Genomic DNA, 20,407 nt, shown 5'->3' on the forward strand with positions numbered 1-20,407 from the left:
CGAGCGGACGTCCCTTCGTCGTGCTCACGGCGGTTCCCCCGCTGGGAGAGTGCCCGACCCGCGACGTGCCCAAACCACCGCCTGAGGGCCCGGCGGCACCCCGGCCGGATACAGTCGCCAGCGGTGGGCCGCGGCCGCGGTCGGCGGCACGGCGAGGAGGACGGTCGGGTGCACCTCAAGAGCCTGACCCTGCGCGGGTTCAAGTCCTTCGCCTCGGCGACCACCCTGCGCTTCGAGCCCGGCATCACCTGCGTGGTCGGCCCCAACGGCTCCGGCAAGTCCAACGTCGTCGACGCGCTCTCCTGGGTGATGGGCGAACAGGGCGCCAAGTCGCTGCGCGGCGGCAAGATGGAGGACGTCATCTTCGCCGGCACCAGCGGACGCCCCCCGCTCGGCCGCGCCGAGGTCAGCCTCACCATCGACAACACCGACGGCGCCCTGCCGATCGACTACACCGAAGTCACCATCACCCGGACGATGTTCCGCAACGGCGGCAGCGAGTACGCGCTCAACGGCACCGTCTGCCGGCTGCTCGACATCCAGGAACTGCTCTCCGACTCCGGCATCGGCCGCGAGATGCACGTCATCGTCGGCCAGGGGCAGCTCGACTCCGTGCTGCACGCCGACCCGATGGGGCGGCGCGCCTTCATCGAGGAGGCGGCCGGCGTCCTCAAGCACCGCAAGCGCAAGGAGAAGGCGCTGCGGAAGCTCGACGCGATGCAGACCAACCTCAGCCGGGTCCAGGACCTGGTCGCCGAACTGCGCCGCCAGCTCGGCCCGCTGGGCCGCCAGGCGAAGATCGCCCGGCGCGCCGCCGGCATCCAGGCCGAACTGCGCGACGCCCGGCTGCGGCTGCTCGCCGACGACCTGCTCACCCTGCGCCGCGCGGTCGAGGCCGAGGTCGCCGACGAACTCGCGCTGGGCCTGCGCCGCACCACCGTCGAGCAGCAGCTCGCCGCCGCCCTCCAGCGCGAAGCCGTCCTGGAGGCCCAGGTCGAACAGCTCGGGCCCGCGCTGGAGGCCGCCCGGCAGACCTGGTACCGGCTCTCCTCGCTCGCCGAACGCACCCGCGGCACCATCGGACTCGCCGAGGCCCGGGTCCGCGCCGCCGCCACCGCCGGACAGCCGGAGGAGCGCCGCGGCCGCGACCCGGAGGACCTGGAGCGCGAGGCCGCCCGGGTCCGCGCGGAGGAGGCCGCCCTGGAAGCCGCCCTGGAACAGGCCCAGGACGCGCTGGCCGAGGCCGTCGAGGACCGCACCGGACTCGAACGCGCCCTCGCCGACGAGGAGTCGCGGCTCAAGGAGGCCGCCCGGACGATCGCCGACCGGCGCGAAGGACTCGCCCGGCTCCAGGGCCGGGCCGCCGCCGCCCGCTCCCGGGCCACCGCCGCCGAGGCCGAGGCCGAACGGCTCGCCACCGCCCGCGACGAGGCACTGCTGCGCGCCGCCGCCGCCCGGGAGGAGCACCGGCGGCTCCGCGCGCAGGACGAGGAGAGCACCGCGGGGGAGGAGCGCGGCGAGGAACTCCACCAGCTGGCCCGGGAGTCCCTCCGGGACGCCGAGCACGCGGTCTCGGCCACCCGCGAGGCGCTCACCGCCGCCGAGCGGGAACGCGCCGCGCTCACCGCCCGGCACGACGCGCTCGCCCTCGGCCTGCGCCGCAAGGACGGCAGCGCCGCCCTGCTCGGACGCCCCGGCGTACTCGGCCCCGCCGCCGAACTCCTCACCGTCGCCCCCGGGTTCGAACTCGCGGTGGCCGCCGCGCTCGGCCCCGCCGCCGAGGCCGTCGCCGTCCCCGACGCCGGGACCGCCACCGAGGCGCTGGCCTGGCTGCGCGCCGAGGACGGCGGCCGGGCCGCGCTGCTGATCGCCGACGCGGGCGCGGGAGCCGCCGGGGCCGACGCGGCCGCCGGGGCGACCGGGGCGGTCGGGGCCGACACCGAGCGCCTGCCCGCGGGCGCCCGCCGGGCCGGGGAACTGGTCGGCGGACCGGACGCGGTGGCCGCCGCCGCCCGGCGGGTGCTGGCCCGCACCGCCGTGGTCGCGGACCTCGCCGCCGCCCGGCGGCTGACCGACCGCCACCCCGGCTGGAGCGCCGTCACCCGGGACGGCGACCTGCTCTCCGCCGCCCTCGCCCACGGCGGCTCGCCCGGCGCGCCCAGCCCGCTGGAGACCCGGGCCGCCGTCGCCGAGGCCGCCCGCGGCATCGCGGAGCTCGACACCCGCTGCGCCGGAGCGGCCGAGGAACTCGCCGCCGCCCGCGAACGGCGCGCCGAACTCGCCGCCGAGGTCGAACGGACGACCGCGCTGCGCCGCCAGGACGAGCGGCGCCGGGCCGACCGCGCCGGCGCCCTCGGCCGCTCCGGCGGCGCCGCCCGGGCCGCCGCGGACGAGGCCGACCGCGCCGCCACCGCCGCCGCCAAGGCCGACAGCGGCCTCGCCGAGGCCCGCGCCGCCGTCGAGGAACTCGCCGAACGCCTCGCCGCCGCCGAGGAACTCGCCGACGCCGGCGAGGACGAACCCGACCCCGCCGAACGCGACCGGCTCGCCGCCGCCGCCTCCGCCGCCCGGCAGACCGAGACGGAGTCCCGGCTCGCCGTCCGCACCCACGAGGAGCGCGTCCGCGCCCTCGCCGGACGCGCCGACCAGCTCGACCGGGCCGCCCGCGCCGAACGCGAGGCCCGCGCCCGCGCCGCCGAACGCCGCGAACGCGCCCGCCGGGAAGCCGCCACCGCCACCGCCGTCGCCACCGGCGCCCGCCGACTGCTCGGCCGGATCGAGGAGACGCTCGCCGCCGCCGAGGCCGGACGCGCCGCCGTCGAGGCCGACCGCACCGCCCGCGAGGCCGAACTGCGGCAGTTCCGCGAGCACGGCCGCGTCCTCAAGGCCGAACGCGACCGGCTGGTCGACGCCGGCCACCGCGACGAGGTGCTGCGCGCCGAGAAGCGGCTGCGGATCGAACAGCTGGAGGCCCGGGCGCTGGAGGAGTTCGGCATCGAGGCCGGCGACCTGCTGGCCGGCTACGGCCCCGACCAGCCCGTCCCCGCCCCGCCGCCCGAGGACGGCCGGGAACCCGGCGCGTCCGGTGCGTCCGGTGCGTCCGGTGCGTCCGGCGAGCCGGCCGAGCCCGGAGCGCCCGTCCGCTACGTCCGCGCCGAGGTCGAGCGGCGGCTCAGGGCCGCCGAACGCGCCCACCAGCAGCTCGGCAAGGTCAACCCGCTCGCGCTGGAGGAGTTCGCCGCCCTGGAGGCCAGGCACCGCTTCCTCGGCGAACAGCTCGACGACCTGCGCAGGAGCCGCCGCGACCTGATGGACATCGTCCGCGACGTCGACACCCGGGTCGAGCAGCTGTTCACCGCCGCGTACCGCGACACCGCCGCCCAGTTCGAGGGCGTCTTCGCCCGGCTGTTCCCCGGCGGCGAGGGCCGGCTGCTGCTCACCGACCCGGAGAACATGCTCACCACCGGCGTCGAGGTCGAGGCCCGCCCGCCCGGCAAGAAGGTCAGGCGGCTCTCGCTGCTCTCCGGCGGCGAGCGCTCGCTCACCGCCGTCGCCCTGCTGGTGTCGATCTTCAAGGCCCGGCCCAGCCCGTTCTACGTCATGGACGAGGTCGAGGCCGCGCTCGACGAGACCAACCTGCGGCGGCTGGTCGGGATCATGGAGGAGCTGCGGGAGAGCTCCCAGCTGATCGTCATCACCCACCAGAAGCTCACCATGGAGTCCGCCGACGCCCTGTACGGCGTCACCATGAAGGGCGACGGCATCTCCCAGGTGATCAGCCAGCGGCTGCGGGTACCCGAACCGGGGAGGCAGGCACGGCCGCCGCGGCAGGCGGAGCCGACGGAGCGGTCGCAGCAGGCCGAGCAGGGGCACAGGACAGCGCTGGAACCCGCGGAACCGGGCCCGGCATAGGCGCTACGTGATACTGGACGGGTTATGGAATACGTGATCCTTGCCGTTGTCATTGCGGTGGTCGCCATCGGCGCGATCACCGGACTCGTCGTCTCCGGCAAACGACGCAGAGAACTGGACCGGCCGAGCCAGCCGCCGACCGTCACCGCGCCCGCGAAGACGGACCCGGCGACGACCGCGACCGCTCCGGCCAAGCCCGCGGAAGGGGCCGCCGAGCCCACCGCGCCGCCCACCCCCTCCGGCGCCACCCGGGCTCCGGAGGCCCCGGGAGCCCCGGCCGGGGAACCGGCCGCCGGAGAGCCCGCCGTCGAGGCGCCGACCGCGGGGGAGCCGACCGCCGAGGAGGCCGAGGCCGCGCCCGCGATCGAGGTGCCCGAGCCCACCGCCGGGCGCCTGGTCCGGCTGCGCTCCCGGCTCTCCCGCTCGCAGTCCACCCTCGGCAAGGGCCTGCTCACCCTGCTCTCCCGGGACCGCCTGGACGAGGACACCTGGGAGGAGATCGAGGACACCCTCCTCACCGCCGACGTCGGCGTCGCCGCCACCCAGGAACTGGTCGACAACCTGCGGACCCGGGTCAAGGTGCTCGGCACCCGCACCCCCGACGAACTGCGCACCCTGCTCCGCGAGGAGCTCGTCAAGCTGATCGGCACCGACGCCGACCGCACCGTCCGCTCGGTCAAGCACGAGGAGGGCCCGGCCGTCGTCCTGGTGGTCGGCGTCAACGGCGTCGGCAAGACCACCACCACCGGCAAGCTCGCCCGGGTCCTGGTCGCCGACGGCCGCAAGGTCGTGCTCGGCGCCGCCGACACCTTCCGCGCCGCCGCCGCCGACCAGCTCCAGACCTGGGGCGAGCGGGTCGGCGCGCACACCGTGCGCGGCCCCGAGGGCGGCGACCCGGCGTCGGTCGCCTTCGACGCGGTCAAGCAGGGCATCGCCGACGGCGTCGACACCGTCCTGATCGACACCGCGGGCCGGCTGCACACCAAGACCGGCCTGATGGACGAGCTCGGCAAGGTCAAGCGGGTCGTCGAGAAGCACGGCCCGGTGGACGAGGTGCTGCTGGTGCTGGACGCCACCACCGGGCAGAACGGCCTGGTCCAGGCCCGGGTGTTCGCGGAGGTGGTCGACATCACCGGCATCGTGCTCACCAAGCTGGACGGCACCGCGAAGGGCGGCATCGTCATCTCGGTCCAGCGGGAGCTGGGCGTGCCGGTCAAGCTCATCGGCCTCGGCGAGGGCGCGGACGACCTCGCGCCGTTCGAGCCGGGGGCGTTCGTGGACGCGCTGCTCGGTTAGTGCCGCGTCCGGACGGCTGCCGAAGGGGCGGCTCCGGGAAGGAACTCCCTTCCCGGAGCCGCCCCTTCGCTCGTCCGCTCCCGTGGCCCCGTGGCCCCGTGGCCCTCGCGGCCGTCAGCCGGCGAACTCCGCCGTGCGGGCGCGGGTGCGGTGGCAGGCGTAGGCCAGGGTGCCGAGCAGCAGGCGGGCCTCGGGCGGGGCGCTGTCGGTGGCGGGGCGGCGCAGCCAGCGCATCGGGCCGAGCGGGCCGAGCGGGGTGGGCGGGGCGGCCAGGTAGGAGCCGAGGCCGTGGCAGGCGAGGTCGAGCGAGGCGTCGTCCCAGCCCATCCGGTAGAGCAGCTCGGGCAGGCGCTCGGCGGTGCCGGGGGCGACGAAGAACAGCAGCCGGCCGGCCGGGGAGGCCAGCACCGGGCCGACCTGGGTGCCCATCCGTTCGAGCCGGACCAGGGCCTGCAGGCCGGGCTGGGCCGGGACGTCCAGCACGTCGAACTGGTGGCCGGTCGGGAGCAGCAGCGGGGCGTCGGCCGGACATCGGGCGGCCAGCTCGGCGGCCGTCGCGCCGGGGGCGATCGCGGGCCCGACCAGGTGGTGCAGGTGGGGCGCGGCGCAGCGCGGGACGCCGCAGCCGCAGGCCGTCGGGGCGGTCGCGGGGTGCGGGTCCGGGCTGCCGGCCGCCAGCGTCCAGCCCCAGCGCCCGGAGTACTCGGCGGCGGCCTGCAGCGCGGCGGGCCGGGTGCGGCGGCGGGCGCCGAGGGGGGTGAGCCGCAGGGTGCCGAAGAGCTTGTCCATGCCACCCCCAACCGGTTCCGGTCGCCGCTGGTTACGGGACGGTGACGGCGCGTCGTCCGACGGGTGCGTGGTGCGTGGTGCACCGGAGGCGTGCGCGGACCGGCGCACACCGATTCGGGTGGCGCGGGCGAGCAGGCGCCTTGCACCAGCGCTGCGGATGCCGGATCGTCGTTGCCGCACGCGTGCCTCCGTCAAGTCCGGGCATGTGCCGGGGTCATGCCGAGCTGATTCCCAGTGAAGCGCGGTACCCGGCCCGGTAGTTCACTCGTGGGGGTGGCGAAAGGTGGCGTTTTTCCGGCGTTGCTCCCCCGGATGGCGCAGGGGCGCTACGTTCGGGATACGGAACGCAGCCGACCGGTCACGCGGACGGCGGTGCAGGCGATGAACACGAGTCAGGGCGAAGCGGGGCCCCGGGTTCGGGGCGGGATGGGGACGTTCCCATGGGTGAGAAGCAGCCGAACGAGAAGCTGGGCTCCTGGTTCGCGCGCAGCGGCTGGTCGAAGGGCGAGCTGGCGCGTCAAGTGAACCGCAGGGCGCGGCAGATCGGTGCCCACCACGTCTCCACCGACACCTCGCGGGTGCGCCGGTGGCTGGACGGGGAGCAGCCTCGGGAGCCGATCCCGAAGATCATGTCCGAGCTGTTCTCGGAGCGCTTCGGTTCGGTGGTCTCGGTCGAGGACCTCGGCCTGCGCGCGGTGGTCCAGGTGACCACCGTCGGCAGCGGGGTGGACCTCCCGTGGAGCCCGCAGCAGACCGTGCAGGCGATCAGCGAGTACTCGCGCAGCGACCTGATGCTCAACCGGCGCGGCTTCCTCGGCACTTCGCTGGCGCTGACGGCCGGCGCGGCGCTGATCGAGCCGATGCAGCGCTGGCTGACGCCCGGTCCGAACGGCGCCCCCACCCCGATCCTGGCGGCGGCCAACGGCGGCGAGCACTTCTCCGGACGGCTGTCCGAGCCGGAGATGCAGCTGCTGGAGCAGACCACCGAGATGTTCCGGAAGTGGGACGCGCAGAACGGCGGCGGCCTGCGCCGCAAGGCGGTGGTCGGCCAACTCCACGAGGTCACCGACCTGTTGCAGGAGACCTACCCCGAGGCGACCACCAAGCGGCTGTTCCGGATCACCGCCGAGCTGGCCCACCTGGCGGGCTTCATGTCGTACGACGTGGGCATGCACCCGAGCGCGCAGAAGTACTACGTGCTGGCGCTGCACGCGGCCAAGGAGGCCGGGGACCGCCCGTTCGGGGCGCACGTGCTGACCGACATGAGCCGGCAGATGATCCACCTGAACCGCGGCGAGGACGCGCTGGAGCTGATCCACCTCGCCCAGTACGGCAGCCGGGACACCGCCACCGCCCGCCAGCAGTCGCTGCTGTACGCGATGGAGGCGCGGGCGTACTCCACCATCGGCGAGGTCAACCGGTGCGCCCGGGCGGTGCGGCTGTCGGAGGACACCTTCAGCGACATCCGGGAGACCAACGAGGCGGCGCCGAGCTGGCTCAGGTTCTTCTCGTACGCCGAGCTGTGCGCGGAGAACGGCCACTCCTACCGGGACCTGGCGTACACCTCGGACCGCGGGCCGGCGATGGCCAAGGCCGCCGAGCCGCTGATCACCGAGGCGGTCGACCGGTTCCGGGAGGACGGCGACCACGTCCGCACCTACGCGTTCAACCTGGTCGGGATGGCCTCGGTGCGGCTGCTGCAGAGCGAGCCGGAGGAGGCCGCGAAGTACTGCGAGGAGGCGGTCGACATCGCCAAGAAGGTGCGCTCCGAGCGGCTGAACACCCGGGTCCGCAAGACCTCCGAGGCGGCCAGCCGGGACTTCCGCGGCGCCCCCGGGGTGGACCGGCTGGCCGAGCGGGTGGTGCACGACATCCCGGAGTTCGTCGCGGTGGTCTGATCCGCTCCGCCCCCGCCGCCCGCGGCCGTCCGCCCCCCGTCCGGACGGCCGTCGGCGTATAGCACGCGCTGTCCAGTACGCGTCACCTGCCGTGGTTCACCTCCCCGTAACGGGCGCGTCAACCGCGTCACTGCGGCGAAACACCGAGCCGCATCGGCCGAAACCCGCCTTCGGCACTCTCCTCTCATCGCCGACACGCCGGGATGGGCACGGGACAGGTAATCCCGGTCGTGGTGCGGCTCTCATTCGGAGGAGACGCCGATGCCGGACGGCTTCAGCGCGGGCGATACCGCCTTTGTGTTCATCTGTGCGGCCCTGGTCATGTTGATGACCCCGGGCCTGGCCTTCTTCTACGGAGGCATGGTCAGGGTCAAGAGCACCCTCAACATGCTGGTGATGAGCTTCATCTCACTGGCGATCGTCTCGGTGCTCTGGGTCCTGTACGGCTACTCGCTGGCCTTCGCGCCGGACGCCGGAGCCGGTCTGATCGGCAACCTCGACTTCCTGGGGATGCGCGGCATCGACCTGAACGCCCTGACCGGGACGATCCCGGTGACCGGGTTCGCGGCCTTCCAGCTGATGTTCGCGATCATCACCCCGGCCCTGATCAGCGGCGCGATCGCGGACCGGGCGAAGTTCACCGCCTGGAGCCTGTTCGTGGCGCTCTGGGTGACCGTGGTGTACTTCCCGGTCGCGCACTGGGTGTTCTTCTTCGACGGCGGCAACGGCGGCTGGCTCGGCGACCGCAACGGCGTGATCGACTTCGCCGGCGGCACCGCGGTGCACATCAACGCCGGTGCGGCCGGCCTGGCCCTGGCCCTGGTGCTGGGCAAGCGGATCGGCTTCAAGAAGGACCCGATGCGCCCGCACAACCTGCCGCTGGTGATGCTCGGCTCCGGCCTGCTGTGGTTCGGCTGGTTCGGCTTCAACGCCGGCTCCGCGCTGGCCGCCAACGGCGTGGCGGGCATGGCCTTCGTCAACACCCAGGTCGCCACCGCCGCCGCGATCCTCGGCTGGCTGGCCTACGAGAAGGTCAAGCACGGCGCGTTCACCACCCTCGGCGCCGCCTCCGGCGCGGTGGCCGGCCTGGTCGCCATCACCCCGGCCTGCGGCTCGGTCTCCCCGCTCGGCGCGATCGCGATCGGCCTGATCGCCGGCGTGCTGTGCGCCGCGGCGATCAGCCTGAAGTACAAGTTCGGCTTCGACGACTCGCTCGACGTGGTCGGCGTCCACCTGGTCGGCGGCATCATCGGCTCGCTGCTGATCGGCCTCTTCGCCACCGGCCACGTCGGCCAGACCGCCTCCGGCCTGTTCTACGGCGGCGGCCTGGGCCAGCTCGGCAAGCAGGTGCTCGGCGTGGTCGCCGTCCTGGTCTACTCGTTCGTGCTCTCCTGGCTGCTGGGCATGCTGATCCAGAAGACCATCGGCTTCCGGGTCGCCGAGGAGGTCGAGGTCTCCGGCATCGACCAGGCCGAACACGCCGAGTCCGCCTACGACTTCACCGCCGTCGGAGCCAGCCTGGTGCGCACCGCCCCGGCCGCCCCCGCGACCGCCCCCGCCGAGAAGACCGAGGTCGACGCCCGATGAAGCTCATCACCGCCGTCATCAAGCCGCACCGCCTGGACGAGGTCAAGGACGCCCTGCAGGCCTTCGGGGTGCACGGCCTGACCGTCACCGAGGCCAGCGGGTACGGCCGGCAGCGCGGCCACACCGAGGTCTACCGCGGCGCCGAGTACACCGTCGACCTGGTCCCGAAGGTCCGGATCGAGATACTGGTCGAGGACGAGGACGCCGAGCAGCTGATCGACGTGGTCGTCAAGGCCGCCCGCACCGGGAAGATCGGCGACGGCAAGGTCTGGTCGATCCCGGTCGAGACCACCGTCCGGGTCCGCACCGGCGAACGCGGCCCCGACGCCCTCTGACCCCCGCCCGCCCCTCCTCCGATCCACCCTGATCCACCGCTGAAACCCTCCTGGCGGACCTGCCCCCGTGGCAGGTCCGCCGAAGGCGTATCCGGCACCCGCACGCACCGGGAGCAGACGTGAGCAGCACCGACCCCGCCGAGTACGGCTACCCCGCCGAGCGCGCCCGCCTGCTGGCCGACCCCGACACCACCGGCCCGCGCCGGCGCGCCGCCCTGGCCCGGCTCACCGACGACTGGCTGGCCGCCCTCTACCGGGCCGCCGGCGCCCCCGCCCGCACCGCGCTGGTCGCCGTCGGCGGCTACGGCCGGGCCGAACTCTCCCCGCGCAGCGACCTGGACCTGCTGCTGCTGCACGAGGGCCCGCTCGCCGCCGACCTGGCCGAACGGATCTGGTACCCGGTCTGGGACAGCGGCGTCGCCCTCGACCACGCCGTCCGCACCCCCGGCGAGGCCCGCAAGGTCGCCGCCGAGGACCTCAAGGCCCAGCTCGGCCTGCTCGACGCCCGCCACCTGGCCGGCGACCCGCAGCTCACCGCCGACCTGCGCTCCGCCGTCCTGGCCGACTGGCGCGCCGCCGCCCCCGAACGGCTCCCCGAGCTCCAGGAGCTCGGCCGGGCCCGGGCCGAGCGCCACGGCGAGCTGTCCTTCCTGCTCGAACCCGACCTCAAGGAGGCCCGCGGCGGCCTGCGCGACCTGGTCGCGCTGAACGCGGTCGCCGCGACCTGGCTCGCCGACGCCCCCCGCGACGGCCTGGACGCCGCCGCCCGCACCCTGGCCGACGTCCGCGACGCGCTGCACCTGACCACCGGGCGGGCCACCGAACGGCTCTCCCTCCAGGACCAGGACCAGGTCGCCGAACGGCTCGGCGTGCTCGACGCCGACACCCTGCTGCGGCAGGTCTACCAGGCGGCCCGCACCGTCGCGTACGCCTCCGACGTCACCTGGCGCTCGGTCGACCGGGTGCTGGCCGAGCGCCGCCGCCCGGCCCGCCGCGCCGCCCGGTTCGGCTTCCCGTTCAACGGCGCCCGGCGGGCCCCGATCGGCCCCGACGCGCCCGAGCGCCGCCCGCTCGCCGAGGGCGTGGTCGAACAGGACGGCGAGGCGGTGCTGGCCCACGCCGCCCGGCCCGCCGCCGACCCGGTGCTGCCGCTGCGGGCCGCCGCCGCGGCCGCCCAGGCCGGGCTCACCGTCGGCTACGCCACCGTCCGCCGGCTGGCCGCCGAGACCGGGCCGCTGCCGGTGCCCTGGCCCGACGAGGCCCGCGCCCAGCTGGTCACCCTGCTCGGCGCGGGCGAGGCCTGCCTGCCGGTCTGGGAGGCGCTGGAGGCCGAGGGGCTGATCAGCCGGATGCTGCCGGACTGGGAGCGGGTCCGCTGCCGCCCGCAGCGCAACGCCGTGCACCGCTGGACCGTCGACCGGCACCTGATCGAGACCGCCGTCCGGGCCGCCGCGATGACCCGCCGCACCGCCCGCCCCGACCTGCTGCTGGTCGCCGCCCTGCTGCACGACCTCGGCAAGGGCTGGCCCGGCGACCACTCCGAGGCCGGCGAGGTGATCGTCCGCGACGTCGCCGTCCGGATGGGCTTCGACCGGCAGGACACCGACACCCTCGCGCTGCTGGTGCGCCACCACCTCACGCTGGTCGACACCGCCACCCGCCGCGACCCCGACGACCCCGCCACCGCCGACCTGATCGCCAAGACCGTCGGCACCCAGACCCACCTGGAACTGCTGCACGCCCTCACCGAGGCCGACGCCACCGCCACCGGCCCGGCCGCCTGGTCGAGCTGGCGCGCCTCGCTGGTCGCCACGCTGGTCGAGCGCACCGCCGCCCGGCTGGCCGGCGACACCAGCCCGCCCGCCGCCGACCCCGAGGTCACCGCCGACCAGGAGCGCCTGGCCGTCGAGGCCGCCCGCACCGGCGGGCCCGCGCTCACCCTGGCCGCCCACCCCGAACCGGCGGGGGAGCAGGGCACCGAGCCGATGGGCGTCGAACTCACCCTGGCCATCCCCGACCGCCCCGGCCTGCTCGGCACCGTCGCCGGGGTGCTCGCCGTGCACCGCCTCGCCGTCCGCAAGGCCGGGCTGCGCGAACTCGACCCGGTCGGCGCCGGACCCGTCCTGCTGCTCTCCTGGACGGTCGCCGCCGAGTACGGCGACCTGCCCGAGGCCGCCCGGCTCCGGGCCGACCTGCGCCGCGCCCTGGACGGCTCGCTCGACGTCGCCCGCAAGCTCGCCGAACGCGACGCCGCCGCGCCGCGCCGCCGCGGCATCAGCACCCCGCCGCCGGTGGTCACCGTCGCCCCGCACGCCGCCTCGCGGTCCGCCACCGTGCTGGAGGTCCGCGCGCACGACGCCCCCGGCCTGCTGCACCGGATCGGCCGGGCGCTGGACGTGGCCGGCGTGCGGGTGCGCACCGCGCACGTCTCCACCCTCGGCGCGGAGGCCGTCGACGCCTTCTACCTCACCTCGCCGGACGGCCGGCCGCTGGAGCGGGAGCGCGCGCACGAGGTCGCGCGGGTGGTCAGGGCCGCCCTGGAGACCCCCTGACCCGCGGTTCGCGCAGGGGCGCAGACCGTCCGCCGGGGGTACGGCTACCCTTGGGGCGACGACAGTACCCGTACTCGATGCCGCAAGGGACCCGCGACCGACGTGTTCGACACTCTCTCCGACCGCCTCGCAGCGACGTTCAAGAACCTCCGGGGCAAGGGCCGTCTCAGCGAGGCGGACATCGACGCCACCGCGCGCGAGATCCGGATCGCCCTGCTGGAGGCGGACGTCGCGCTCCCCGTGGTCCGCGCCTTCATCAAGCAGGTCAAGGACCGGGCCCTCGGCTCCGAGGTCTCCGGCGCGCTGAACCCCGCCCAGCAGATCATCAAGATCGTCAACGAGGAGCTGGTCAGCATCCTCGGCGGCGAGACCCGCCGCCTGCGCTACGCCAAGACCGGCCCGACCGTGATCATGCTGGCCGGCCTCCAGGGCGCCGGCAAGACCACGCTGGCCGGAAAGCTCGGCCACTGGCTCAAGAGCCAGAAGCACACCCCGCTGCTGGTCGCCTGCGACCTCCAGCGCCCCAACGCCGTCACCCAGCTCGGCGTCGTCGCGGAGCGGGCCGGCGTCGCCTTCTACGGACCGCAGCCCGGCAACGGCGTCGGCGACCCGGTGCAGGTCGCCCGCGACTCCGTCGAGTACGCCAAGCAGAAGCAGTACGACGTCGTCATCGTCGATACCGCCGGCCGCCTCGGCATCGACGCCGAACTGATGCAGCAGGCCGCCGACATCCGCGCCGCGATCGACCCGGACGAGGTCCTGTTCGTGGTGGACGCCATGGTCGGCCAGGACGCGGTCACCACCGCCCAGGCCTTCCTGGAGGGCGTGGACTTCACCGGCGTCGTGCTCTCCAAGCTCGACGGCGACGCCCGCGGCGGCGCCGCCCTCTCGGTCGCCCACGTGACCGGCCGTCAGATCATGTTCGCCTCCAACGGCGAGAAGGTCGACGACTTCGACGCCTTCCACCCCGACCGGATGGCCTCGCGCATCCTCGGCATGGGCGACGTCCTCTCGCTGATCGAGAAGGCCGAGCAGACCTTCTCCCAGGCCGAGGCCGAGAAGATGGCCGCCAAGCTCCAGGGCGGCGGCAAGGACTTCACGCTCGACGACTTCCTGTCGCAGCTGGAGCAGGTCCAGAAGATGGGCTCGATCTCCAAGCTGCTCGGCATGCTCCCGGGCATGGGCCAGATCCGGGACCAGATCAACAACCTGGACGACAAGGACGTCAACCGGGTCGGCGCGATCATCAAGTCGATGACCCCGGCCGAGCGGGCCGACCCGAAGCTGATCAACGGCTCGCGCCGGCTGCGCATCGCCAAGGGCTCCGGCGTCCAGGTCGGCGAGGTCTCCAGCCTGGTCGAGCGGTTCTTCGAGGCCCGCAAGATGATGTCCGCGATGGCCTCCGGCAAGGGCATCCCCGGCATGCCGGGCATCCCCGGGATGGGCGGCGGCGGCAAGCGCTCCGGCAAGAAGGCCCCGGTCGCCAAGGGCAAGCGCAAGAGCGGCAACCCGCTCAAGCGGGCCCAGGAGGAGGCCGCGGCCGCCGAGCGCAAGGCCCTCGGGCCGGGCCAGGGCGCCCAGTCCGGCGGCGCGTTCGGCGTCCAGCCGGGCCAGGGGCCGGCGGACTTCCAGCTCCCCAAGGAGTTCAAGGACCTGCTGTAGGCGGCGGGGCCGGGGGCGCGGGCAACCGCGCCCCCGTTCGCGTCCGCCCCCGCCACCCGTGCCCGCGCTTCCGCGCGCGGGTGCGCCATGATGTCCCGTATGCGCGTGACGATCCGAGCCCCCCGCCCCGATGACGTCGTCCCCTACGCCGAGGCGGTGCGGCGCTCCGCCGCGCACATCGGGCGGTGGAACCCGGTGGAGCCGGACGGCATGCCGGACCTGCTGAGCCGTCAGGGCACGGGCCTGCGGACGTTCATGATCGTCGACACCGAGACCGGCGGCCTGGTCGGCAAGTGCAACGTGGCCAACATCGTGATGGCGCGGTTCTGCAACGGGGTGCTGGGCTACGACTCGTACGAGCCGTTCGTCGGGACCGGCCGGATGTCGGAGGGCATGCGGCTGGTGGTGGAGCGCTGCTTCACGCGGCCGGAGCGCGGCGGGCTGGGGCTGCACCGGCTGGAGATCAACGTCCAGCCGGACAACGAGCGGTCGATCGCGCTGGCCCGCCGGCTGGGTTTCCGGCACGAGGGGCTCACGCCGCGGATGCTGTTCCTCCAGGACGCCTGGCGCGACCACGAGCGCTTCGCGCTGACCGCGGAGGAGTGGCCGACGCCGGTGCGCTGACCGGGGCGGTCGGCCGGTGCGCCGACCGGGGCGGCCGGCCGGGGCGGGGCGCGGCGTTGCGCGCCGTCCGGCGGGCCCGGGGTCCGTATCGTCCGACGGGTGAGCAACCCCGTGCCGCCGCGCCAGACCCCCGACCAGCCCTGGCGGTCCGAGGGGGCGCCGCCCCCTCCGCCGCCGAAGAAGAGGATGCCGGGCGGCTGGACGGGCCTGATCCTCACCGCGCTGGTGGTGTTCCTGCTCTCGGACCTGCTGCTGAGCTTCTTCGGCAACGGCGGGTCCACCACGATCTCGTACACCGAGTTCACCAAGCAGCTGAACGGCGGGAACGTCACCAAGGTCTACGCCAAGGGCGACGCCATCGAGGGCACGCTCAAGAGCGAGCAGCCCAAGCCGGACGGCGAGAAGGGGGACTACACGGAGTTCACCACCCAGCGGCCGGAGTTCGCCACCGACAACCTCTGGGGCACCCTGCAGTCGCAGAACGTCGAGGTGACGGCCCGTCCGGTGGTGCAGCAGCGCAGCTTCCTGGCGAACCTGCTGATCTCGCTGGCGCCGATGCTGCTGCTGATCGGGGTCTGGGTGCTGATCGCCCGCCGGATGTCCGGCGGGATCGGCGGCGGCGCGCTCGGCCGCAAGGCCCCGCCGAAGCCGGTGGACACCAGCCAGGGCAAGCGCACCACCTTCCGGGACGTGGCCGGCATCGACGAGGTCGAGGCCGAGCTCAGCGAGGTGGTCGACTTCCTGAAGAACCCGCAGGCGTACCGCCGGCTCGGCGCGAAGATGCCGCGCGGCGTCCTGCTGTCCGGTCCGCCCGGCACCGGCAAGACGCTGCTGGCCCGGGCCGTCGCCGGGGAGGCGGACGTGCCGTTCTTCTCCGCCTCGGCGTCCGAGTTCATCGAGATGATCGTCGGCGTCGGCGCCAGCCGGGTCCGCGAACTGTTCGCCGAGGCCCGCAAGGTCGCCCCGGCGATCGTGTTCATCGACGAGATCGACACCATCGGCCGCCAGCGCGGCGGCGGTGGCGGCATGGGCGGCCACGACGAGCGCGAGCAGACGCTCAACCAGATCCTCACCGAGATGGACGGCTTCTCCGGCTCCGAGGGCGTCATCGTGATCGCCGCGACCAACCGCGCCGAGGTCCTCGACCCGGCGCTGCTGCGCCCCGGCCGGTTCGACCGCCGGATCACCGTCAGCCCGCCCGACCGGGCCGGCCGCGAGCAGATCCTGAGGATCCACACCCGCCAGGTGCCGCTCGCCGAGGGCACCGACCTGGACGCCGTCGCCCGCACCACGCCCGGCATGACCGGCGCCGACCTGGCCAACCTGGTCAACGAGGCCGCGCTGATCGCCGTCAAGCGCCAGCAGGACGCCGTCGACCAGGCGAACCTCTCCGAGGCGCTGGAGAAGGTCCAGCTCGGCGCGGTGCGCCCGCTGGTGATGCCCCAGCAGGAGCGCGAGCGCACCGCCTTCCACGAGTCCGGGCACGCCCTGCTCGGCATGCTGCAACCCGGTGCCGACCCGGTCCGCAAGATCACCATCGTGCCGCGCGGCCGGGCCCTCGGCGTCACCCTCTCCACCCCCGACACCGACCGCTACTCCTACACCGAGCCCTACCTGCGCGGCCGGATCATCGGCGCGCTCGGCGGGATGGCCGCCGAGCAGGTGGTCTACGGGGTGGTCACCACCGGCGCCGAGAGCGACCTCGAACAACTCACCACCATCGCCCGCTCGATGGCCGGCCGCTGGGGCATGAGCGAGCGGGTCGGCCGGGTCACCGCCGTCCCCAACGACAGCCAGTCCCCGTACGGCCTGGCCGCCGCCCCCACCACGCTGGACGCGGTCGACGAGGAGGCCCGCCGGATCGTCGCCGAGTGCTGGGAGGAGGCCGTCGCCCTGCTGCACCGGCACCGCGACCGGCTCGACGCGCTGGCCGCCGCCCTGCTGGAGGCCGAGACCCTGGACGAGGACGCCGCGTACGCCGCGGCCGGGCTCGGCCGGTCCTGACCCCGCGCCGGACTCCGGGCCGGTCGCTCAGCGGCGCGGCCGCGTCCCCACCGCCCAGCGGAACTCGTTCGCCATCCGCACCGAACCGTCCGGGCGCAGGTACGGCCGCAGCGCCTCCTCCAGCTCCTTGACCACCAGCGCCGTCCCCGCGGCCGCCTCGGCCCGGTCGAACAGGCCGGTGGAGAGCAGGCCGCGGACCGCCGAGTCCAGGCCCGCGTAGGCGAACGGGCAGGCCGCCCGGCCGCCCCCGGACGGGCGCGTCCCCGCCGCCGCCAGCAGCGACTCCAGGGCGCCCGGGCCGGACGCGGCGAACGGGTCCGGCGCGTCGAGCGGCGCGTGCCGGCGGGCCACCTCCAGCACGGCGGCGCTCTCGCAGCGCTCCGGCCGGCCCCAGGCGGCCACCACCAGCTGCCCGCCGGGCAGCGTGCGCTCGGCCGACCAGGCGACCAGCGCGGGCACCGGCGGCTGCTCGAAAACCGTCACCAGGGAGTGCGCCGGGCGGGGGACGGGGTGCGCCGAACGGGCGAGGGCCGCCGCGCCCCCGCCGGGCGCCACCTGCAACCCGCGGGCCGCCGCCAGCTCCCGCAGTCCGCCGTCCGCCTCCACCCCCGCGACCTGCGCGCCGCGCCCGGCGGCGAGCAGCAGCGCCAGCCCGGAGCGGCAGCCGACGCCCAGCAGACTGGTGGCCGCGCCGACCTCCAACCGCCGGTAAACGTCCTGGTAGAGGGGGACGAGCATGCGCTCCTGGATCTCCGCCCAGTCCCGCGCCCGACCGCCGCGCCCCGCCGGGCCGTCCGTCCGGACCCGGTCCACGGTGCTGCCGGTCACCTGCGCTGAAGCCATCGCGGCCTCCCATTCGGTCCTCGGAATCGGCTGCGGCCCCCGCAGCCCGGCCCCCCGGCCCCCCTCCCAGCGAACAGCGGGCGGCCCCCGCCGTCCAGAGGGGTGCGAGCAGGTATCCGTGCGCCGCGGGTGTGCGCCCCGGGGTGTGCGCGGGCGCGGTTCGGTGCGGCGCGGTCCGGTGCGGCGCGGTCCGGCGCGGCGCGGGGGTCGGTGCGGCGCGGGGGCGGGGTTTCGGGCCGGGACGAAACGGATTCACGGTCCGGCCCCGGTTTTCCGTACCATTCGGCCCATGGCTAAGGCACCCGTTCTCACTCCCCAGGCGGACGACTTCCCCCGCTGGTACCAGGACCTCATCAACAAGGCAGAGCTGGCCGACAACGGTCCGGTGCGGGGCACCATGGTCATCCGACCGTACGGCTACGGCCTGTGGGAGCGGATGCAGCAGGAGATGGACGCGCGGATCAAGAAGGCGGGCGCGCAGAACGCCTACTTCCCGATGTTCATCCCGCAGTCCTACCTGACCAAGGAGGCCGAGCACGTCGAGGGCTTCGCCCCCGAGCTCGCGGTGGTCACCCACGGCGGCGGCAAGGAGCTGGAGGAGCCGGTCGTCGTCCGGCCCACCTCCGAGACCATCATCAACGAGTACTTCTCCAAGTGGGTGCAGAGCCACCGCGACCTGCCCCTGCTGATCAACCAGTGGGCCAACGTCGTCCGCTGGGAGCTGCGCCCGCGCGTCTTCCTGCGCACCACCGAGTTCCTCTGGCAGGAGGGCCACACCGCCCACGCCACCTACGAGGACGCCCGCGCGTACGCCTCGCTGATCCACACGGACGTCTACGGCGACTTCATGACCAACGTGCTGGGCATCGACGTGGTGCTCGGCCGCAAGACCGCCAAGGAGCGCTTCGCTGGCGCCATCAACACCCTCACCCTCGAGGGGATGATGGGCGACGGCAAGGCGCTGCAGATGGGCACCAGCCACGAGCTGGGCCAGAACTTCGCCAAGGCGTTCAACACCACCTACCAGCTGCAGGGCGCCGAGCGCGAGTACGTCTGGCAGACCTCCTGGGGCGTCTCCACCCGCATGGTCGGCGGCCTGATCATGTCCCACGGCGACGACAACGGCCTGCGGGTCCCGCCGCGGCTGGCCGCCGTGCAGGCCGTGGTGCTGGCCATCAAGGGCGACGACGCGGTGCTGGCGAAGGTCCGCGAGATCGGCGCCGCGCTGGAGGCGGCGGGCGTGCGGGTGGTCGTCGACGACCGCACCGACACCCCGTTCGGCCGCCGCGCCGTCGACTGGGAGCTCAAGGGCGTCCCGCTGCGGATCGAGGTCGGCCCGCGCGACCTGGAGGCCGGCACCGCGATGCTGGTGCGCCGGATCGCCGGCGGCAAGGAGCCGGTCACGGTCGACTCCCTGGCCGCGATCGTCCCCGGCATCCTGGAGGAGGACCAGGCGCAGCTGCTGCGCGAGTCCCGCGAGCGCCGCGAGGCCCGCACCGTGGACGTCAAGACCATCGAGGAGGCCGCCGAGGCCGCCACCACCGGCTGGGGCCGGATCTCCTGGGCCGACCTCGGCCCCGAGGGCGAGGCCAAGTTGGCCGAGCAGGGTGTTTCGGTGCGCTGCCTGATCGCCGAGGACGGCTCCGTGCCGGCCGCCGACGACCAGCCCGGCAACCTCGCCCTGGTCGCCCGCGCGTACTGAGCCGCCCGCCGCGGCCGCCCCTCCCGGGCGGCCGCGGACCGGTTCCCGGCCGGCCCCGGACCCGTGAACTGCGCGATCGGCGGCTCTCCCGGCGAATTCCGGAAACCCGGTCCGCGTCACGGCAGTTGAGCTACTCACCAGTCAACTCCCCGAGGTAGTCGACAAGCGGTACGGTGTACGGCCCGTGGCCCTGTCAATTTTCGGACAGGACGCGGGCCGTCCGTCGTGGGGATGTTGGGCTCCGCGGCGGATGCCGAGAGCCCGGCGAAACCCGCCGGTTCGATACGTGCAGGGGGTTGGTCTTGCGTCAGTCCGGAGCCGCGCAATTCGCGCGCGGAAGTGCGTTTCTGAGAGTCCGCTGGGAATTCCCCGACCTGGGTGCCCGCCGGAACACCACCTCTCTCTCCATCGTTGGTACAGCGTGAGCACGACACAGCCCCTCGTCCTCGCGGCCGAACTGGCCGCCGCCTGGAGTGACATCCAGGCCCACCACCGGGACCTGCCCGATCTGGCGTCGCCCGAGGCGCTGATCGGCGAGTCCTCGTCCGCCTGCGGCACCCAGCTCAACTTCGAGCGACTGCTGCACGAGGCCGCCCACGGCCTGGCCGCCGCCCGGGAGATCCGCGACACCTCGCGGGCCGGCCGCTACCACAACCGCCGCTTCCTGCTGCTCGCCTCCGAGCTGGGCCTGGCCCACCCGGTCGAGCCGCACGCCAGCAGCGGCTTCTCCCAGGTGACGATGGGGCACGAGACCCGCGACCGCTACGCCGAGACCATCGAGCGTCTCGACCGCGCGCTCGGGGCGCACCAGCTCGCCGTCGCCGGCGAGGGCAACCACCGCGCCTTCCGCGGGCCGGCCGCACGGCACGGCTCCTCGGGCGGCGGCGTCCGGGTCAAGGCGGTGTGCGGCTGCGGTCGCAACGTCCGCGTCGTCCCGTCCGTGCTGGCGCAGGCCTCGATCGTCTGCGGCGCCTGCCAGCAGCCCTTCAAGATCGCCTGAACCGTTCCGGGCGACGCCCGGCCGGGACGGTGTTCGGTCGGGATGCTGTTCGACCGGAACGGTGCTCGGCCGGAACGTTGCTCGACCGGGCCGCGGGCGGGGTGCCCGCGGCCCGTCGGCACCCGGAGGTCCCGTCCGGACCGTGCGGGGGCGCGGTCCGGGGGGCCCTCGGCGGTGTGGCACAATGGATGGCTGAGTACTCG

Annotated in this window: 13 protein-coding genes; 11 read left to right on the forward strand and 2 right to left on the reverse strand. The window is 74.6% G+C overall.

Annotated elements, in window-relative coordinates; genetic code table 11:
- Positions 1 to 168: 168 nt before the first annotated feature.
- Positions 169 to 3,912, forward strand: a complete 3,744-nt coding sequence (gene smc / locus ACIP60_RS35195; protein WP_400692736.1) for a chromosome segregation protein SMC — start codon at positions 169 to 171, stop codon at positions 3,910 to 3,912.
- Between the two features lie 24 nt (positions 3,913 to 3,936).
- The gene (gene ftsY, locus ACIP60_RS35200) at positions 3,937 to 5,208 is read left to right on the forward strand and encodes a signal recognition particle-docking protein FtsY (protein ID WP_400692739.1); all 1,272 of its coding nucleotides are present in this window, start codon (positions 3,937 to 3,939) and stop codon (positions 5,206 to 5,208) included.
- A gap of 114 nt (positions 5,209 to 5,322) precedes the next feature.
- On the opposite strand, the gene ACIP60_RS35205 is transcribed toward ftsY, so the two are convergent.
- A complete protein-coding gene (locus ACIP60_RS35205; protein WP_400692742.1) occupies positions 5,323 to 5,997 on the reverse strand; it encodes a bifunctional DNA primase/polymerase in 675 nt (224 codons plus the stop codon).
- A gap of 440 nt (positions 5,998 to 6,437) precedes the next feature.
- On the opposite strand from ACIP60_RS35205, the gene ACIP60_RS35210 reads away from it, so the two are divergent.
- From ACIP60_RS35210 to ftsH, 7 genes are all read left to right on the forward strand, one after another.
- Complete coding sequence (locus tag ACIP60_RS35210) at positions 6,438 to 7,895, forward strand: hypothetical protein (RefSeq protein WP_100836211.1); 1,458 nt, start codon at positions 6,438 to 6,440, stop codon at positions 7,893 to 7,895.
- Between the two features lie 261 nt (positions 7,896 to 8,156).
- Positions 8,157 to 9,482, forward strand: coding sequence for an ammonium transporter (locus ACIP60_RS35215; RefSeq protein WP_400692746.1), 1,326 nt, complete (start codon positions 8,157 to 8,159; stop codon positions 9,480 to 9,482).
- Positions 9,479 to 9,817, forward strand: coding sequence for a P-II family nitrogen regulator (locus tag ACIP60_RS35220; RefSeq protein ID WP_100836209.1), 339 nt, complete (start codon positions 9,479 to 9,481; stop codon positions 9,815 to 9,817). Before ACIP60_RS35215 ends, ACIP60_RS35220 begins: the two co-directional genes overlap by 4 nt.
- Before the next feature lie 119 nt (positions 9,818 to 9,936).
- Complete coding sequence (locus tag ACIP60_RS35225) at positions 9,937 to 12,369, forward strand: [protein-PII] uridylyltransferase (protein ID WP_400692749.1); 2,433 nt, start codon at positions 9,937 to 9,939, stop codon at positions 12,367 to 12,369.
- Positions 12,370 to 12,471: 102 nt separating this feature from the next.
- Positions 12,472 to 14,031 carry a signal recognition particle protein gene (gene ffh, locus ACIP60_RS35230; RefSeq protein WP_400692752.1) on the forward strand — a complete coding sequence of 520 codons (1,560 nt, stop codon included), beginning with the start codon at positions 12,472 to 12,474 and terminating at the stop codon, positions 14,029 to 14,031.
- 99 nt (positions 14,032 to 14,130) lie between these two features.
- On the forward strand, positions 14,131 to 14,655 hold the full coding sequence (locus tag ACIP60_RS35235; protein WP_400692754.1) for a GNAT family N-acetyltransferase: 525 nt from the start codon (positions 14,131 to 14,133) through the stop codon (positions 14,653 to 14,655).
- Between the two features lie 99 nt (positions 14,656 to 14,754).
- Complete coding sequence (gene ftsH, locus ACIP60_RS35240) at positions 14,755 to 16,659, forward strand: ATP-dependent zinc metalloprotease FtsH (protein WP_400692757.1); 1,905 nt, start codon at positions 14,755 to 14,757, stop codon at positions 16,657 to 16,659.
- 27 nt (positions 16,660 to 16,686) lie between these two features.
- On the opposite strand, the gene ACIP60_RS35245 is transcribed toward ftsH, so the two are convergent.
- Positions 16,687 to 17,502, reverse strand: coding sequence for an SAM-dependent methyltransferase (locus ACIP60_RS35245; RefSeq protein ID WP_400692760.1), 816 nt, complete (start codon positions 17,500 to 17,502; stop codon positions 16,687 to 16,689).
- A 289-nt stretch (positions 17,503 to 17,791) separates the two neighbouring features.
- Here ACIP60_RS35245 and proS point away from each other — a divergent pair, with 289 nt between their 5' ends.
- Positions 17,792 to 19,204, forward strand: coding sequence for a proline--tRNA ligase (gene proS, locus ACIP60_RS35250; protein WP_400692762.1), 1,413 nt, complete (start codon positions 17,792 to 17,794; stop codon positions 19,202 to 19,204).
- A gap of 421 nt (positions 19,205 to 19,625) precedes the next feature.
- The gene (locus ACIP60_RS35255; RefSeq protein ID WP_030458815.1) at positions 19,626 to 20,204 is read left to right on the forward strand and encodes a hypothetical protein; all 579 of its coding nucleotides are present in this window, start codon (positions 19,626 to 19,628) and stop codon (positions 20,202 to 20,204) included.
- The last annotated feature ends 203 nt before the right edge of the window (positions 20,205 to 20,407 follow it).

The sequence above is a fragment of the Kitasatospora sp. NPDC088783 genome (assembly GCF_044750705.1).
Lineage (GTDB): Bacteria > Actinomycetota > Actinomycetes > Streptomycetales > Streptomycetaceae > Kitasatospora > Kitasatospora fiedleri.

Bases quoted from the DNA above. Each gene is read 5' to 3' on its own strand.
- ftsY (WP_400692739.1), top strand. From the start codon at position 3,937: ATGGAATACGTGATCCTTGCCGTTGTCATTGCGGTGGTCGCCATCGGC.
- ACIP60_RS35205 (WP_400692742.1), bottom strand. From the start codon at position 5,997: ATGGACAAGCTCTTCGGCACCCTGCGGCTCACCCCCCTCGGCGCCCGC.
- ACIP60_RS35210 (WP_100836211.1), top strand. From the start codon at position 6,438: ATGGGTGAGAAGCAGCCGAACGAGAAGCTGGGCTCCTGGTTCGCGCGC.
- ACIP60_RS35215 (WP_400692746.1), top strand. From the start codon at position 8,157: ATGCCGGACGGCTTCAGCGCGGGCGATACCGCCTTTGTGTTCATCTGT.
- ACIP60_RS35220 (WP_100836209.1), top strand. From the start codon at position 9,479: ATGAAGCTCATCACCGCCGTCATCAAGCCGCACCGCCTGGACGAGGTC.
- ACIP60_RS35235 (WP_400692754.1), top strand. From the start codon at position 14,131: ATGCGCGTGACGATCCGAGCCCCCCGCCCCGATGACGTCGTCCCCTAC.
- ACIP60_RS35245 (WP_400692760.1), bottom strand. From the start codon at position 17,502: ATGGCTTCAGCGCAGGTGACCGGCAGCACCGTGGACCGGGTCCGGACG.
- proS (WP_400692762.1), top strand. From the start codon at position 17,792: ATGGCTAAGGCACCCGTTCTCACTCCCCAGGCGGACGACTTCCCCCGC.